The organism is Gluconobacter sp. (assembly GCF_047722525.1).
Classification (GTDB): Bacteria; Pseudomonadota; Alphaproteobacteria; order Acetobacterales; family Acetobacteraceae; genus Gluconobacter.
In genome coordinates this window covers 106,525-120,860 of record NZ_JBDNYY010000001.1, presented here as the reverse complement: position 1 = coordinate 120,860, position 14,336 = coordinate 106,525, and the positions used below count along the sequence as shown (strand labels likewise).

At 61.0% G+C, this 14,336-nt stretch carries 17 protein-coding genes; 12 read left to right on the top strand and 5 right to left on the bottom strand.

Annotation, left to right across the window (positions count from 1 at the left end):
- The first annotated feature begins 4 nt into the window (after positions 1-4).
- On the top strand, positions 5-943 hold the full coding sequence (secF, locus tag ABF859_RS00620; RefSeq protein ID WP_415525158.1) for a protein translocase subunit SecF: 939 nt from the start codon (positions 5-7) through the stop codon (positions 941-943).
- Between the two features lie 37 nt (positions 944-980).
- On the opposite strand, the gene ABF859_RS00615 is transcribed toward secF, so the two are convergent.
- Together ABF859_RS00615 and mscL are read right to left on the bottom strand one after the other, a co-directional pair.
- The gene (locus ABF859_RS00615; RefSeq protein ID WP_415525156.1) at positions 981-1,376 is read right to left on the bottom strand and encodes a hypothetical protein; all 396 of its coding nucleotides are present in this window, start codon (positions 1,374-1,376) and stop codon (positions 981-983) included.
- Positions 1,376-1,834, bottom strand: coding sequence for a large conductance mechanosensitive channel protein MscL (gene mscL, locus ABF859_RS00610; RefSeq protein ID WP_415525154.1), 459 nt, complete (start codon positions 1,832-1,834; stop codon positions 1,376-1,378). The genes ABF859_RS00615 and mscL overlap by 1 nt, the downstream gene beginning before the upstream one ends.
- Positions 1,835-2,024: 190 nt before the next feature.
- On the opposite strand from mscL, the gene rpmE reads away from it, so the two are divergent.
- From rpmE to ABF859_RS00580, 6 genes are all read left to right on the top strand, one after another.
- The gene (rpmE, locus tag ABF859_RS00605; protein WP_062028708.1) at positions 2,025-2,252 is read left to right on the top strand and encodes a 50S ribosomal protein L31; all 228 of its coding nucleotides are present in this window, start codon (positions 2,025-2,027) and stop codon (positions 2,250-2,252) included.
- A 157-nt stretch (positions 2,253-2,409) separates the two neighbouring features.
- The gene (locus tag ABF859_RS00600) at positions 2,410-2,868 is read left to right on the top strand and encodes an Hsp20 family protein (RefSeq protein ID WP_415525152.1); all 459 of its coding nucleotides are present in this window, start codon (positions 2,410-2,412) and stop codon (positions 2,866-2,868) included.
- 210 nt (positions 2,869-3,078) lie between these two features.
- Complete coding sequence (locus tag ABF859_RS00595; RefSeq protein ID WP_415525150.1) at positions 3,079-3,663, top strand: DUF1013 domain-containing protein; 585 nt, start codon at positions 3,079-3,081, stop codon at positions 3,661-3,663.
- A gap of 152 nt (positions 3,664-3,815) precedes the next feature.
- On the top strand, positions 3,816-4,016 hold the full coding sequence (locus ABF859_RS00590; RefSeq protein ID WP_011253895.1) for a YdcH family protein: 201 nt from the start codon (positions 3,816-3,818) through the stop codon (positions 4,014-4,016).
- A complete protein-coding gene (purE, locus tag ABF859_RS00585; protein WP_415525148.1) occupies positions 4,016-4,543 on the top strand; it encodes a 5-(carboxyamino)imidazole ribonucleotide mutase in 528 nt (175 codons plus the stop codon). The genes ABF859_RS00590 and purE overlap by 1 nt, the downstream gene beginning before the upstream one ends.
- Positions 4,540-5,664 carry a 5-(carboxyamino)imidazole ribonucleotide synthase gene (locus ABF859_RS00580; RefSeq protein WP_415525146.1) on the top strand — a complete coding sequence of 375 codons (1,125 nt, stop codon included), beginning with the start codon at positions 4,540-4,542 and terminating at the stop codon, positions 5,662-5,664. Before purE ends, ABF859_RS00580 begins: the two co-directional genes overlap by 4 nt.
- Positions 5,665-5,668: 4 nt before the next feature.
- Here the strand turns inward: ABF859_RS00580 and radC are convergent, their stop codons facing one another.
- Positions 5,669-6,319, bottom strand: a complete 651-nt coding sequence (radC, locus tag ABF859_RS00575) for a RadC family protein (protein WP_415525639.1) — start codon at positions 6,317-6,319, stop codon at positions 5,669-5,671.
- A gap of 106 nt (positions 6,320-6,425) precedes the next feature.
- Positions 6,426-7,115 carry a JAB domain-containing protein gene (locus ABF859_RS00570; protein WP_415525144.1) on the bottom strand — a complete coding sequence of 230 codons (690 nt, stop codon included), beginning with the start codon at positions 7,113-7,115 and terminating at the stop codon, positions 6,426-6,428.
- Positions 7,116-7,142: 27 nt separating this feature from the next.
- Between ABF859_RS00570 and ABF859_RS00565 the strand changes: the two genes are divergently transcribed.
- From ABF859_RS00565 to ABF859_RS00545, 5 genes are read left to right on the top strand one after another with little or no spacing between them, the layout of a single operon-like run.
- Positions 7,143-9,365, top strand: coding sequence for an ATP-dependent helicase (locus tag ABF859_RS00565; protein ID WP_415525142.1), 2,223 nt, complete (start codon positions 7,143-7,145; stop codon positions 9,363-9,365).
- A complete protein-coding gene (locus ABF859_RS00560; protein WP_415525637.1) occupies positions 9,365-10,270 on the top strand; it encodes a 50S ribosomal protein L11 methyltransferase in 906 nt (301 codons plus the stop codon). Before ABF859_RS00565 ends, ABF859_RS00560 begins: the two co-directional genes overlap by 1 nt.
- On the top strand, positions 10,270-10,815 hold the full coding sequence (locus tag ABF859_RS00555) for a GNAT family N-acetyltransferase (protein ID WP_415525140.1): 546 nt from the start codon (positions 10,270-10,272) through the stop codon (positions 10,813-10,815). Before ABF859_RS00560 ends, ABF859_RS00555 begins: the two co-directional genes overlap by 1 nt.
- Entirely contained in the window at positions 10,812-12,593 is a 1,782-nt protein-coding gene (locus ABF859_RS00550) for an aminopeptidase P family protein (protein ID WP_415525138.1), read from the top strand. Before ABF859_RS00555 ends, ABF859_RS00550 begins: the two co-directional genes overlap by 4 nt.
- A gap of 49 nt (positions 12,594-12,642) precedes the next feature.
- Complete coding sequence (locus ABF859_RS00545; protein WP_415525136.1) at positions 12,643-13,479, top strand: transglycosylase SLT domain-containing protein; 837 nt, start codon at positions 12,643-12,645, stop codon at positions 13,477-13,479.
- A gap of 367 nt (positions 13,480-13,846) precedes the next feature.
- Here ABF859_RS00545 and ruvX read toward each other — a convergent pair whose 3' ends face one another.
- Positions 13,847-14,329, bottom strand: coding sequence for a Holliday junction resolvase RuvX (gene ruvX / locus ABF859_RS00540; RefSeq protein ID WP_415525134.1), 483 nt, complete (start codon positions 14,327-14,329; stop codon positions 13,847-13,849).
- Between the last annotated feature and the right edge of the window lie 7 nt (positions 14,330-14,336).

Sequence of the window (14,336 nt, the reverse complement as noted above, 5' to 3'; positions counted from 1 at the left end):
CGTCATGCTGTCACGTCCCCTTTTCCGTTTTGTCCGTGACGATCGGCGCATCAATTTCATGCGCGGCCGTCACATGGGGCTGATCGTTTCGGCGGTCCTCTCCATTGCTTCCGTCATCCTCTTCTTCCAGCCCGGCCTGAAGCTGGGGCTGGATTTCCGGGGTGGTATCATCGTCGAGGCCCAGACCCCCGGCCCTGCTGATTTCGGAAAGCTCCGCGCGGCTCTGGATCATGCCGGCATCCATCCGGATGCCGTGCAGGCTTTCGGATCACCGCGGGACGTCCGCATTTCGATCAACGCTCCCGAAGGTGCGGATCGGGAAGCCCAGACCCAGAAGTTGGTTGACGGGGTCAAGACCGCGATTGCAGCGGCTGAACCCGGCACACAGGTTCTGCGGGCCGATGCCGTCGGCGCTTCGGTATCGTCCGAGCTGTTCCGTGATGGTCTGCTGGCGCTGGGCTTCAGTCTTGCGATGATCCTGATCTATATCTGGGTCCGTTTCGAACGTGAGTTCGCCATCAGTGCGGTGGTGACGCTTATTCTGGATCTGACCAAGACGGTTGGTTTTCTGGCTATCACGCGCTTCGAGTTTGATCTGGTGATGGTTGCCGCCCTTCTCACGATTCTGGGCTATTCCACCAATGACAAGGTGGTGGTTTACGACCGGATCCGCGAAAATCTTCGCAAGTATCGTACGATGCCGCTGCGGGAACTGCTGGATCTGTCCATCAACGAAACCCTGAACCGGACGCTTGGCACGTCCATGACGGTCTTTCTGGCTGCCCTGCCGCTGGCCCTGTTTGGTGGCAGCACGCTGACCGGTTTTGCGACGGTCATGCTGTTCGGGATTGTTGTGGGAACATCCTCCTCGATCTTCATTGCGGCTCCGCTGTTACTCCTGATGGGCGAGAAGCGGTTGCGCAAGGAAACGGAGGCAGGCTGACAGGGCCGGTCTCAGACACAAAAAAAACCGGCGTCCCTCAGGGGAGCCGGTTTTTTTGTGTCTGCTCTGATGGATTCGATGGTGGTGCAGAGGGCGTCTTCTGGGGAAGGTCCGCAAGAAGACTGGAGAGCGCCTGATCGGCCTGACGATTGGCCGAAGAACTTTGCAGCTTCAGGGCATTCACTGTGGCCTGCTGCGCGGCCCTGTCCAGAGTGACCAGTCGCGTAAGCCCCTCAGGGCCAATCTGGCCAGTCATGAGCGCACCACGGGCCATGCCGTGTGCGATCAGATACGCATAAAGCCGGGAGTTTGGCGATGGTGGCAGCCCTGTCATTGCAGGGCGGGCCACGCATCCAGCCAGAAAGCCTCCCGCCACCAGCAGCGCAAGGACAGGGCGCCACACTGCGGGACGGGATGCTTTCATATCGCTCATCAGGAGTTTTTCTGAGCCAGCAGGTCGCGGATCTGCGTCAGGAGAACTTCTTCCTTGCTCGGCGGCGGCGGCGCAGCAGGAGCGGCTTCCTGCTTGCGGCTCAGTTTGCTGAGGATGCGCGTCAGCCAGAAGATGAAGAACGCAACGATCAGGAACTGGATCACGGCATTGAGGAAGACGCCGATGTTCACGGTGACTGCGCCAGCCTTCTGGGCTTCGGCGAGCGTATCCTTGACCGGGCCCTTGAGCGTGATGAAAAGGTTCGAGAAGTCGACGCCACCCGTGAGCAGGCCGATGAAGGGCGTCAGGATGTCCTTGACAGCACTGCCGACGATCGCGCTGAACGCCGCACCGATCACGACACCGACGGCGAGGTCGAGCACGTTGCCGCGCATGATGAATTTCTGGAAATCGCTGACCCAGCCCGGGGTGTGCAGCTTGTGTTTGGTTTCGCTCATATCAAACCTTTCTCGGTATCCGTGGGAACCACGGTCGCAGGCCTGACATTCGAGCCCGCATTCATTGCAAGGGATAAACGGACTTGCATGATCCAGTAAAGGCCACTTTCATCCGGGAGCGGTTTCCGTTATACGCGCCTCATGATTCGCTCCGGTCGGCATCGGGGCTTTCTTTATGGAGTAGAAATTCATGAAATCCGGCATCCATCCTGACTACCACGAGATCACCGTCATCATGACCGACGGGACTGAGTACAAGACCCATTCCTGCTACGGCGAACCGGGCGCGACGCTGCGTCTCGACGTTGATCCGAAGTCCCATCCGGCCTGGACGGGCGTCCAGCGCATGATGGATACCGGAGGCCAGGTTGCAAAGTTCAACAAGCGCTTTGCTGGTATCGGTACGCGCACGAAGTAATTCGGCGCACCTCCCTGCCGTCTCCTCTTGAAGACGGTCGGGTCGGAACCTATCTGGAAAACCAGCCGCGATGCCGTTCGGGTCGCGGCTGGTTTGACCATAGCATTTTGCCTTACCGGGAAATGCGCCAGATGATTCCTGCCAGAAGGAGGTTTCAATGACTTACGATTTTACCCCGCTGTTTCGCAGCGCGATCGGTTTCGACCGACTTGCCACCATGGCTGGCAATGTTGCCAATGCCCAGGCAATTCCAAGCTATCCCCCGTACAATATCGAAAAAACCGGCGAGACGAATTATGTCCTGACGATGGCTCTTGCGGGCTTTCGCCCCGAAGACGTGGAAGTTCTTCAGGAAGACAACACGCTCGTCGTGCGTGGCAGCGTGCCCGAGAACAGTCGCGACCGGGAATGGCTGCATCGTGGCATCGCCACCCGCGCGTTTGAACGTCGTTTTGTTCTGGCCGATCATACAGAAATCGATCGGGCGGATCTGGTGAATGGCCTGTTGTCCATTGCCGTCCGTCAGGTTGTGCCCGAAGCAAGCAGGCCGCGCCGTATCCCCGTGCGCAGCGGAACGGAATCCGTTGCTCACGCTGAGGCCGCTCAGGCGGCCTGAGAACTGGAACGGGCGTGCCTTAAAAGCACGCCCGTTCCTTTTTGGTGCTTGACCGCCGCAGTGTCAGTGGCCCATACCCGTCTGCATTATCGCAGAGCATCCAGCAGGTGCCGCGATCATATCCCGGGCGGGATCGGTTCCTCGCCGGATACGCCCGATCGGTGCCTGCGGAAGCTGGCTCCATCCGTGTCCCACAAGGAACGCACCGACATGACCCTGCCTTTGATGCCCAAGGCCACGGCCGTCTGGCTGATCGAGAAAACTGGTCTTACCTTCACCCAGATCGCAGAGTTCTGCGGCATGCACCCGCTTGAAGTCCAGGCGATTGCAGACGGCGAAGTCGCTGCCGGGATTAACGGCTATGATCCGGTCAAGAACCACCAGCTCGCCGAAGCCGAAATCAAACGCTGTGAAGCGGATACAAACGCACGGCTGAAGATCATGCCGACGGCCAGTCCGGTGAAGCGTCGCGCCAAGGGTGCCCGCTATACGCCGGTTGCCAAGCGCAATGACCGCCCGGATGCCATCGCCTTCGTCCTGCGCCAGTTCCCGCAGTTGTCCGAAGCACAGATCGTCAAGCTGCTGGGCACGACCAAGGACACCATCACCAAGGTCCGTGACCGCCAGCACTGGAACAGCGCCAACATCAAGCCGCGTGATCCCGTCATTCTGGGCCTGTGCACCCAGACCGATCTGCACGCCGCCGTCACGGCTGCCAATGACCGTCTGGCACGCGAAGGCCATGCACTTCCGGTCGTGGAAGCCTATGTAGCCGACAGCGACAGTCACGGCTGATTGCAGCTTCCGGACGAGGCCTGGAAGGGCTTGGTCCGGATGAATACCTGAGGGGTACTGGTCCGGTGCCCGTCAGGCATGATACTGCAATGAAAAGAGTGGAAAGAATCAGTCTCTCCACGACGCCTGACCGTTCTCCGGGACCGGATGCCATGATGACTGACGACAATGCCATGCTGAAACGTCTGCACGAACTGCGCAGCGAGCATCGCGACCTTGATACCGTCATCGAGCGTCTCGTCCATCATCCCCTCAACCAGCTCCAGCTTCAGCGCCTCAAGAAGCGCAAGCTTCAGCTCAAAGATGAGATTTCCTGGATCGAGACCCGTCTCATCCCGGATAACATTGCCTGATGAGCCAGATCCTCTCTGCCGACGACGAAACCCTCCAGGACGACATGCCGATCCGGGTCGGTGTGATCATGGGAAGCCAGTCCGACTGGGATACCATGCGTCATGCCTGTGAAATCCTCGATGATCTGGGAATTGCGCATGAGCGCCGGATCATATCGGCGCACCGGACGCCGGACCGTCTCGTAAAATATGCGAAGACGGCGCGGCAGCGGGGCCTGCATGTGATCATTGCCGGCGCTGGCGGTGCGGCCCATCTTCCGGGAATGTGTGCCGCTTGGACGAGCGTGCCCGTGCTCGGTGTTCCGGTGCAGAGCCGGACTCTGAGTGGTCAGGACAGCCTCCTGTCCATCGTGCAGATGCCCGGTGGCGTGCCTGTGGGGACACTGGCGATCGGCAAGGCCGGGGCGATCAATGCAGGGCTTCTGGCCGCGTCAATCCTCTCGGTTTCGGATGGAGAAGTCATGGCGCGGCTGGATGCGTGGCGGGCGACGCAGACTGCGGCTGTCGCGGATGTTCCGGTCGAATGACGGACCAGAAGGTTTTTGCTCCCGGCAGTACGATCGGGATCATCGGGGGCGGCCAGCTTGGTCGCATGTCGGCCGTGGCGGCATCCAAGCTCGGCTATCATGCACATGTCTTCAGCACGAAGACCACGAGTCCGGCCACGGAAGTTGCGGCGTCAGTTACCGTAGGGGCCTATGACGATCCGGCGGCGCTTGAGGATTTTGCCTCGCGCTGTGACGTCGTGACGTTCGAGTTTGAGAATATCAGTGCCGAAGGACTGGCTCTGCTGGAGAAACACCGGCCGGTGCGGCCTGGGGGCGAGATCCTGCGGATCAGTCAGGACCGGATTGCGGAAAAGACGCGCTTGTCCGGGATCGGGGTCAGTCTGGCACCTTGGCGGGCGGTCAGCGGGCCGGAGGATCTGGGGGAGCTTGAGACGCTCGGTTTTCCACTTATCCTGAAGACAACGCGCTTTGGTTACGACGGCAAGGGTCAGTTCCGCGTACCGGATGCCGAGACCCTTGGTGCGCTGACAGACCTGCCCTATCCGCTCGTTGCGGAAAAGATGATCGATTTCGAGCGCGAACTCAGCGTGATGGTGGTCCGTGGTCTGGACGGGACCGTACGGTGTTTTGATACGGTCGAGAACCGGCACAGCAACGGCATTCTGGACGTAACGCTGGCCCCTGCCCGCGTGATGCCCGATCTTGCGCAGCAGGCGCAGGATATGGCGGCGCAGATTGCCGAGGCGCTGGGTCTGGTCGGGATCATGGGTGTGGAGATGTTCCACGCCGTCGATGGCAGTCTCATGGTGAACGAGATCGCCCCTCGCCCGCATAATTCCGGACACTGGACCATGGATGCATGTCTGGTGGACCAGTTCGAGATGCATGTGCGGGCGGTTGCGGGTCTGCCGTTGCCGCCCGCACGTCGGCATTCCGATGCGGTCATGCACAATTTGATTGGCCCCGAAGACATGGGGCGTGTTCCGGCCATTCTTGCGACGGATGGGGCGTCACTTCATCTTTACGGCAAGTCGGAAGCCCGTCCGGGCCGGAAGATGGGGCATGTGAACACCATTTTTCCACGCGGAGCTCTTCCGGGCGAACTGGCACTTGAGGGGCTTCTTCCGCCGCGCGCCTGAGGCTTCAGAGCAGGTTGTTGCGGCGAAAGCTGGTGTGGCGGCCATTGCCGATGATGAAGTGGTCCGCGATTGTGACGCCAACCACTTCGAGTGCCGCCTGAACTTGCATGGTCATCTGAAGATCGGCTTCCGAAGGCGTAGGATCGCCACTCGGGTGGTTGTGGACCAGAACGAGTGCGGTGGCGCCAATTTCCACGGCGCGTCTGGCGACTTCCCGTGGATAGACGGGCGTATGATTGACCGTGCCCCTGGCCTGCGCCTCGTCGGCGATCAGGCTGTTTTTTTCATTGAGGAACAGGATGCGGAACTGCTCGATGTTCTCCCGGGCCAGACGTGCCGTGAGATAGTCGAGGAGTTTCTGCTCGTTGTCGAGAACATCCTCAGGCGGCAGGCGCGCGCGATTGTAGCGCAGGGCCGCTTCCTGAAGCACACGGATCATGGGGAGCATATGCGTGCCCATATCCGTGACGCCTTCAAGTTCCCGATCGGTAGCGGACAGGACGGCGGCCAGAGAGCCAAAACGCGCAAAGAGATTGTGTGACAGTGCGACGCTGCCCGTTTCACGCCCGGTGAACAGGATTGTCAGGAGATGCAGCAGGGTCTCATCGTCCAGATGCCGCCCCCGTCCCGTCAGCAATGCAAGCGGGGGCTCCATTTCGGGAAGAACCTCCGTCAGCGCCGTGATCTGTCGCAGATCGGCTGAGGAAAGGCCCGTCACGCCATCCGAAAATCCGTTCATGCTGGCGTCTTTGTCATCCATCTTACAACAGCCCTTCCTGACGCAGGCTGGTTGGCTGCCCTTCGCTCGTGATGAGTACGTCGTGAAGCGTGATGGACAGGGGGCGCATGGCAAAATCGAGCTGCCGTGCTGATTGTGAAAGATTGGCCGGACGCTGCGTGGGGCTGATATGGAAACCGATCAGGGCCGTTGCATGCAGTGCGAGGGCCCGGATGGCAATGGCGCGGTTAAGTGCGGGAAGGCTGTCAGCATCGGGTGCGGCTTCATCCGCCAGCAGTCGGTTACGATTGTCGAGATAGAGCAGCCGGAACTGTCCCGGGATGCCGCCTTCGAGCGCCTGTTCGAGATAGGCCATGAGCTGCTCCCAGTTGCTCAGGGTCGGGCGTTCGCGCTGTTCTGAAGACGCCAGTCGCTCGGCGGCGACGCCGGGAAGGCGCAGGACGCGGATGGCGTCATCTTTCAGTCCTGCAGCCCGGAGGGCGTGTGTGGGCGCGCGGAAAACGTCCACCAGGCTGCCAAAATGGCCGATCAGTCCCTTGGCGAGCGGTTTTGTATCCTTGCGTGGCACACCTGCGAACAGCAGCATTTCGAGGATTTCATAATCGGCGAGCGTGTGGGCGCCGTTGGCCAGCACGCGGGCGCGCATTCTGGCGCGATGCCCTTGAGGGCCGGTGCCACGCGTAAGATCGATCCGGGGATATGTGTTGGCCATGACGGTATCTCACTCTATATCGGGAGGGTGCCGCAAGACCTACCCTCCCCCACCCCCGAGTATCTCTCCCGCCTTAATCCGGAGCAGAGACGTGCCATCGAGACAACCGAAGGGCCGCTCCTCATTCTCGCTGGGGCGGGAACGGGCAAGACGCGCGTCCTGACGACGCGGTTTGCCCATATTCTTCTGACGGGCCGTGCCTATCCGAGCCAGATTCTGGCCGTGACGTTTACCAACAAGGCCGCGCGCGAAATGCGCGAGCGTGTCAGTGCGATTCTGGGCGAGCCGGCCGAGGGACTATGGCTGGGGACGTTCCATGCGATCTGCGCACGGATGCTGCGGCGTCATGCGGAATATGTCGGTCTGACGAGCAGCTTCAATATTCTCGACACGGATGATCAGATCCGGCTTCTCAAGCAGGTGATGGAGCCGTGGAAGATCGATACCAAGCGCTGGCCGCCGAACCAGCTCATGGGGATCATTCAGCGCTGGAAGGATCGCGGACTGACGCCTGACCGGGTCACGCCGGCCGAGGATTCTGATTTTGCGAATGGTCATGCCTTGGCGATCTACCGGGCGTATCAGGAGCGTCTGATTGCACTCAATACGTGCGATTTCGGCGATCTGATGCTCCATGTGACGGAGATCCTGCGCAACCAGCCCAACGTGCTGGCGCAGTATCATCGGATTTTCCGCTATATTCTCGTGGACGAGTATCAGGACACGAACACGGTCCAGTATCTGTGGCTGCGTCTGCTGGCCAAGCGCGAGCATGGACCGTCCAACATTGCCTGCGTGGGGGATGACGATCAGTCCATCTATTCCTGGCGCGGGGCGGAAGTTGAGAACATTCTGCGCTTTGAGAAGGATTTTCCGGGGGCGGAAGTCGTGCGTCTGGAGCGGAATTACCGCTCGACGGCGCAGATCCTTGCGGCTGCGGCGGGGCTGATTGCGCATAATGAAGGGCGGCTCGGCAAGACGCTGCGACCCGGACGCGATGATGCGGACGGCGAGAAGGTCCAGATTATCGGGGTGCGCGATTCGGATGAGGAAGCGCGGATTGTGAGTGGCGCCATCGAGCGTCTGCGCGGTGACGGGCATCCGCTGTCGGAAATCGCCATTCTGATGCGGGCCGGGTTCCAGACGCGGCCGTTCGAAGAGCGGCTGATGATGATCGGCATCCCCTATCGTGTCGTAGGCGGCCTGCGGTTCTACGAGCGTTCCGAAATCCGGGACTGTCTGGCGTATCTGCGTGTGTTGTCGCAACCTGCGGATGATCTGGCGTTCGAGCGGATCATCAATGTCCCCAAGCGTGGCGTGGGGGCCGTAGCGGTGCAGAAGCTGCATGCCCAGGCGCGTGCCCTCCCCGGTCCGCTGACGGCGGCGGTGATATGGCAGCTTCAGGAAGGGCTGCTTAAGGGGAAATCGAAAGAGGCGCTGGACGGGCTAATGGGCGCGTTCCAGCGGGCCAAGGCAACGCTTGAGACCGAAGGTCATGTTGTTGCGGCCGAGCAGCTTCTTGAAGACAGCGGCTATCTTCAGATGTGGCGGGACGACCGTTCCGTCGAGGCGCCGGGGCGTCTGGACAATATCCGCGAGCTTCTGCGGGCTCTTGGGGAGTTCGGGACGCTTCAGGGCTTTCTGGAGCATGTGGCGCTCGTCATGGACACGGAAAGCGAAACGTCGGATGACAAGGTCAGCCTGATGACGCTGCATGGCGCCAAGGGGCTGGAATTCGACACCGTGTTCCTGCCGGGTTGGGAAGAAGGTGTCTTTCCGTCCCAGCGGTCGCTTGACGAGGGTGGAAACCGGGCGCTGGAGGAAGAGCGGCGGCTGGCCTATGTGGGGCTGACGCGCGCGCGGCGTCGGGCAATTGTGCTGCATGCTGCGAGCCGGCGGATCTATGCAAACTGGCAGTCCTCGATGCCGAGCCGGTTTATCGAGGAAATCCCGTCTGAATATGTGCAACTGACGGGACAGGCGTTCGAGACGCGCCGGCAGGCTGCAGCGGCGCCGTCCATGTTCGCGTCCGGACCGCTGACCAGTACGCGGCCGTCGGGTTTTCGGGCACCGCGTCCGAAAATTCATGATGTAAAGTCCGCGCCGACGGTCGCCATCGGGGCCACGGTGTTCCATCACCGGTTCGGTGAGGGCACGGTGATCGGGGTCGATGGACCGCAGTTGCACATCAATTTTGAAAACGGTGGCGTCAAGCGCGTCATGTCAAACTTTGTGGAGATCAGATCGTGATGGCACCCCGCAGCATTGGCCGTCGCCATGCCAGTGCGCTCGAAACCCTGTCCATTACGGTTGAAGAGCCGTTTGTCCCGCTGTTCGAACAGGCGCTGATGTGCGCCTGTGAGACGGTTGGCATCTTCGAGGCCGATGACGCGCAGAAATACTGGCGTCTGGAAGGCGTGAAGGATACCGGCCACAAGGAAGACGAACTGGACAATGCGCTGGCGGTTGCACGGATGCTGACCGGCTGTGAGGCGGAGCTTGAACGCACACCGACGGAATCCGAGGGCTGGCTGGCCCGGACTTACGAATCCTTCCCACAGCAGAATGTCGGCAAGCGTTTTGCCATTCGCGGCACCCATCTGCATGGCGCGCCGGACCAGTCGCGCCTGACGATCACGCTGGACGCCGGGATTGCATTCGGTTCGGGCGAGCATGGCTCGACGCGCGGCTGTCTGCGGGCTCTGGAAATGGTCGCGTATCGCAAGCCGCAGCGTATTCTGGATATGGGTTGCGGGTCCGGCATTCTGGCGATGGCGGCGGCGAAGCTGCTGCATCGTCCGGTTCTGGCCGTCGATATCGAGCCCTGGTCCGTGCGGACGGCGAAGCTCAATGCGCGCCTGAACGGTCAGGGCAATCTGTTGGACTGCCGTTTCGGCAATGGCTGGCAGACCGAGGCTGTACGGGCCAAGGCGCCGTATGATCTGGTGTTCGCCAACATTCTCGCCCGTCCGCTATGCCGGATGGCGCAGTCTCTGGCGCTGAACCTTGCGCCGAATGGGACGGCCATTCTTGCCGGTCTGCTTTACAGTCAGGCGCGGATGGTGCTGGCAGCACATCAGCGTCAGGGTCTCGTGCTGGAGCGTATCCTGCGTGAAGGCGACTGGGCCACGCTGATTCTGCGCCGTCGCGGTTGATGGGAGCGGCAGGATCATTGCCGTTGATCCGGGATGCCGAGCCCGGAGATCTGCCTGCCATTCTGCGGATCACCAATGATGCCATCGAGAACACGGATGCGCTGTGGATCACGACGCCTTTTACGCCTGAGCAGCGGCATCAGTGGTTTGAGGACCGGGTGGCGCAGGGATATCCTGTACTGGTGGCCGTTGATCCCGATGGTGTGGTTGCGGGGTATGGCTCCTACGGGTCTTTCCGGTCCTATGAAGGCTATGCGCGGACGGTCGAGCATTCGGTGTATGTGGCACCGGATTACCAGCGCCGGGGTATTGGCCGCCTCCTTCTGCGCGCGCTGATCGGGCATGCGAAGGCGGCAGGATTTCATGTGATGGTGGCCGGGATTACGGCGGGCAACGCGGCCTCCGTCGCCATGCATTGCGAACTGGGCTTTCAGGACTGTGGCACGCTGCCTCAGGTTGGACGCAAGCGTGGGCGGTGGCTTGATCTGCTGTTCATGACACTCCGCCTTGACGATATTCATACTGTGGAAAAGGACTTTTCATGACCCTGTCCTCCATCCCGCTCAACGAGCGCCCTGCCCTCGTCCGCAAGGCCTGCACGGCGCTGGGCGTTGACGGTTTCATCATCCCGCGTGGTGACGAATATTTGGGCGAATATGTCGCCCCCTGCGCCGAGCGTCTGGCGTGGCTGACAGGCTTTACGGGGAGTGCCGGTCTTGCGGCGATCCTGCCGGATGCCGCTTCTGTATTCTCTGACGGGCGCTATACGGTGCAGATGGAAGAGCAGGTTCCGCATGATCTGTGGGAGCGCCGTCATGTGGCCATGGAGCCTCTGTCGGACTGGCTGGGCGAGCATGCGAAGGGGCTGAAGGTCGGTTATGATCCGCGCTTGGTCAGCCGGTCCATGTTGCTGTCCTGGCAGACAGCCGGTGTGGAACTTGTTCCGGTTGCCCGCAATCCCATTGATCTGGCCTGGACGGATCGGCCTGCGCCTCCGGTGGGTCCGGTTGTGCCGCAGCCGCTTGAGTTCTCGGGGGAAAGCAGCGCCGACAAGCGCCGGCGTCTGGGACAGTCGTTGCGTGCATCCCGTCAGGATGCGGCGGTGATTGCCGACTGCACGTCCCTCGCCTGGCTGCTGAATATCCGGGGCAGCGACGTGCCTCTCACACCAGTGGCGCATGGTTATGCGATTCTGCATGCTGACGGCTCGACGGAATGGTTCGTGTCCCCGGACCGTCTGTCGGATGGCGTGATGGAGATCTGTGGGGAGGGCGTGACGGTTCGCGCTCCCTCGGAGTTGGCGGATCGTCTGTCGGCGCTCAAGGGCAGCACGGTGCGGGTGGACCCGGTGACGACGGCTGTGTGGTTCGACACCACGCTTGCTGCCGCAGGGGCGACCGTTGTTGATGGGACGGACCCGTGCACACTTCCGAAGGCCGTCAAGAACGGGACCGAGCAGGATGGTGCACGCAAGGCCCATGCCCTCGACGGTGTGGCAATGGCCCGCTTCCTGTACTCGCTGACGGTCTCGGGAATCGGGCAGCATGAGACGGATCTCGTGACCCGGCTCGATGATCTGCGCGCCCGCTCCGGCGACTATCGGGAACAGAGCTTCGATGCCATTTCAGCCGTGGGGCCAAATGGTGCTTTCCCGCACTATCGGGCGCAGGTGGGCAAGGATCGCGTTCTGGAAGCGGGAAGCGTCTACCTGATCGACAGTGGCGGCCAGTACCCGTTCGGCACGACCGACATCACCCGGACGCTCTGGATAGGGGATCGGGAGCCGCCGGCTCATATTCGTGAGGCATTCACGCGTGTTCTGAAGGGTAATATTGCCCTTTCCCGTATCCGCTTTCCGCCCGGAACGACCGGGCACCGGCTGGACGTCTTGGCGCGTGCGGCGTTGTGGCAGGTCGGCATGGACTACGATCATGGTACCGGGCATGGCATTGGAAGCTATCTGTCGGTCCATGAAGGCCCGCAGAACATCTCGCCTGCTCCCCGGCCGGTTGCACTTGAGACTGGCATGATCGTTTCCAACGAACCCGGTTATTATGAGCCGGGACAATACGGAATCCGGATCGAGAACCTGATGCTGGTGCGCCCGTCTTCCTTCGGAGGAAGCAAGGGCACGTTTCTCGAATTCGAGGTTCTCAGCTACACACCGATCGATCATCGCCTGATCGACGTGTCGCTGCTCAATGATGCCGAGCTGAACTGGCTGAATGCGTATCATGCCGAGGTTCAGGCGCGGGTCTCACCGCTGGTCGAGCCCGAGGTCGCGGGCTGGCTGGCGGAAGTCTGCAAACCGCTCGTCCGATAAAGTTGCAGGCATAACCTAATTTTTACCTTTCCCGATCATATACAGGACGATGATCGGGAAAGTTCTCCTCTCTGCGGCTGTCGTGATGCTTTCGGGCGTGTCTACCGCGTTCGCCTATGACGCATCCTCCGTCTGTCGTGTCGCCGCGCAGGCTGCGGAGCAGCAGGCTGGTATTCCGGCGCGTCTTCTGGATGCCATCAGCCGTGTCGAGAGTGGCCGCCGTGATCCCAATGGATCGGCGACCGTTGCCTGGCCCTGGACCGTCAATGCGGCCGGGAAAGGCTATTTTTACGAAAGCAGGGATGAGGCCATTGCCGCCGTGCGGGATTTCCAGGCGCACGGGGTCGTTTCGATTGATGTGGGGTGCATGCAGATCAACCTCCATCATCATCCGGACGCTTTCTTCTCGCTTGAGGATGCCTTTGATCCGTTCAGCAATGCCCGCTATGGCGCCCGCTTCCTGTCTGGCTTGCATAACCAGCTTCAGGGTTGGCCCGCGGCGACGGCGGCCTATCATTCCCTGACGCCGGCTTTGGGCGCTGATTATGCCCGGCATGTGCTGGCAGTCTGGAACGGCCAGCCGGACAGCTACCGTCCGCCTGACTTTCTGCCGCAGGTCGTGATGACGGCGAACGGTTTGCAGGCCATGCTGCCAGAATCCAGACCGGCTCCTTATTTCGCTGCTGGCCGACAGTCCGGATTTTCAACGCCTCCTGCGCCGCATACGGGTAATCTGCCGTCCGTTCACATGGTGTCCTATGCCCCGCCGCCCCGCATCATCCATCATCCCGTCGGTGCGGCGGGCGGTGGTATGCCACAGCAGATGGGGCGGGATCTGGCATCCTACCGGGCCATGCCGGTCCGTCTGGCCTGGCGTCAGCGCTGATCAGTACCCGGACCAGCCACTTCCGACCCCGGCATAAGCTCCGCGAGAAGATGGGTGATGTCGGGGAATGGGTGCGCTCCCGTCATCGGGAGTTCTGGCGCAGGCGGATATTCCAAGAAGCAGAGCCAGAGCCAGCATCCGAAAAGTCATGTCGAACGTGCCTTTACAATTTGAAATCCGTGTCAATGGGAACCCGGACTATTCTGGTTCGTTTTCGCGTTTCATGACCGGAGAAATATCATGAAGTTCCTGTTCTGCCTGATTCTGGGTGCCATGACCGCCCGAATGTGGTTCCGTATTCTGGCCAACACCTATTCACGTCCTTCCCTTATCGGAAGTCGGGGCGTCTAAGCCCGTGACACCCGCATCAGAACAGGTCTGACCTGTCGGGGCTGGAAGCATCGAGCCAGCCCTGGAGCATGTAGGCTGCGGCCATCTTGTCCACCACCTCTGCTCTGCGACCGCGTGTCATGTCGGCATCCTGGATCAGGAAGCGGTTGACGGCGCTGGAAGACAGGCGCTCGTCCCACAGTCCGGCAGGAACACCAAGTTTTTCTGACAGCGCCTTTGTCCAGTCCGAAGCCGCGCGCGCCGCAGGACCAAAAGATCCATCCAGTGAGAGCGGCAGCCCGACAACCAGGGCACCCACATCCTGAGCGCGAATAATCTTTGCGAGTTCCAGAGCGTTTTCCCCCAGTTTCCGGCGCTTGAGGCCGATCAGGGGAGACGCCAGCATGAGCGAAACATCGGTCAGGGCGACGCCAATGGTCTTCGATCCGGGGTCGAGACCGAGGACGCGCTGACCGGACTGAAGAAGATTACGGAGGTCATGTGGATTGAACAGGGGCATAGCACGG

Bases quoted from the DNA above. Each gene is read 5' to 3' on its own strand.
- ABF859_RS00545 (WP_415525136.1), top strand. From the start codon at position 12,643: ATGATCGGGAAAGTTCTCCTCTCTGCGGCTGTCGTGATGCTTTCGGGC.
- ABF859_RS00615 (WP_415525156.1), bottom strand. From the start codon at position 1,376: ATGAGCGATATGAAAGCATCCCGTCCCGCAGTGTGGCGCCCTGTCCTT.
- ABF859_RS00560 (WP_415525637.1), top strand. From the start codon at position 9,365: ATGGCACCCCGCAGCATTGGCCGTCGCCATGCCAGTGCGCTCGAAACC.
- ABF859_RS00550 (WP_415525138.1), top strand. From the start codon at position 10,812: ATGACCCTGTCCTCCATCCCGCTCAACGAGCGCCCTGCCCTCGTCCGC.
- ABF859_RS00570 (WP_415525144.1), bottom strand. From the start codon at position 7,115: ATGGCCAACACATATCCCCGGATCGATCTTACGCGTGGCACCGGCCCT.
- ruvX (WP_415525134.1), bottom strand. From the start codon at position 14,329: ATGCCCCTGTTCAATCCACATGACCTCCGTAATCTTCTTCAGTCCGGT.
- ABF859_RS00555 (WP_415525140.1), top strand. From the start codon at position 10,270: ATGGGAGCGGCAGGATCATTGCCGTTGATCCGGGATGCCGAGCCCGGA.
- ABF859_RS00590 (WP_011253895.1), top strand. From the start codon at position 3,816: ATGATGACTGACGACAATGCCATGCTGAAACGTCTGCACGAACTGCGC.
- radC (WP_415525639.1), bottom strand. From the start codon at position 6,319: ATGGAGCCCCCGCTTGCATTGCTGACGGGACGGGGGCGGCATCTGGAC.
- ABF859_RS00600 (WP_415525152.1), top strand. From the start codon at position 2,410: ATGACTTACGATTTTACCCCGCTGTTTCGCAGCGCGATCGGTTTCGAC.
- ABF859_RS00595 (WP_415525150.1), top strand. From the start codon at position 3,079: ATGACCCTGCCTTTGATGCCCAAGGCCACGGCCGTCTGGCTGATCGAG.
- purE (WP_415525148.1), top strand. From the start codon at position 4,016: ATGAGCCAGATCCTCTCTGCCGACGACGAAACCCTCCAGGACGACATG.
- rpmE (WP_062028708.1), top strand. From the start codon at position 2,025: ATGAAATCCGGCATCCATCCTGACTACCACGAGATCACCGTCATCATG.
- secF (WP_415525158.1), top strand. From the start codon at position 5: ATGCTGTCACGTCCCCTTTTCCGTTTTGTCCGTGACGATCGGCGCATC.
- mscL (WP_415525154.1), bottom strand. From the start codon at position 1,834: ATGAGCGAAACCAAACACAAGCTGCACACCCCGGGCTGGGTCAGCGAT.
- ABF859_RS00580 (WP_415525146.1), top strand. From the start codon at position 4,540: ATGACGGACCAGAAGGTTTTTGCTCCCGGCAGTACGATCGGGATCATC.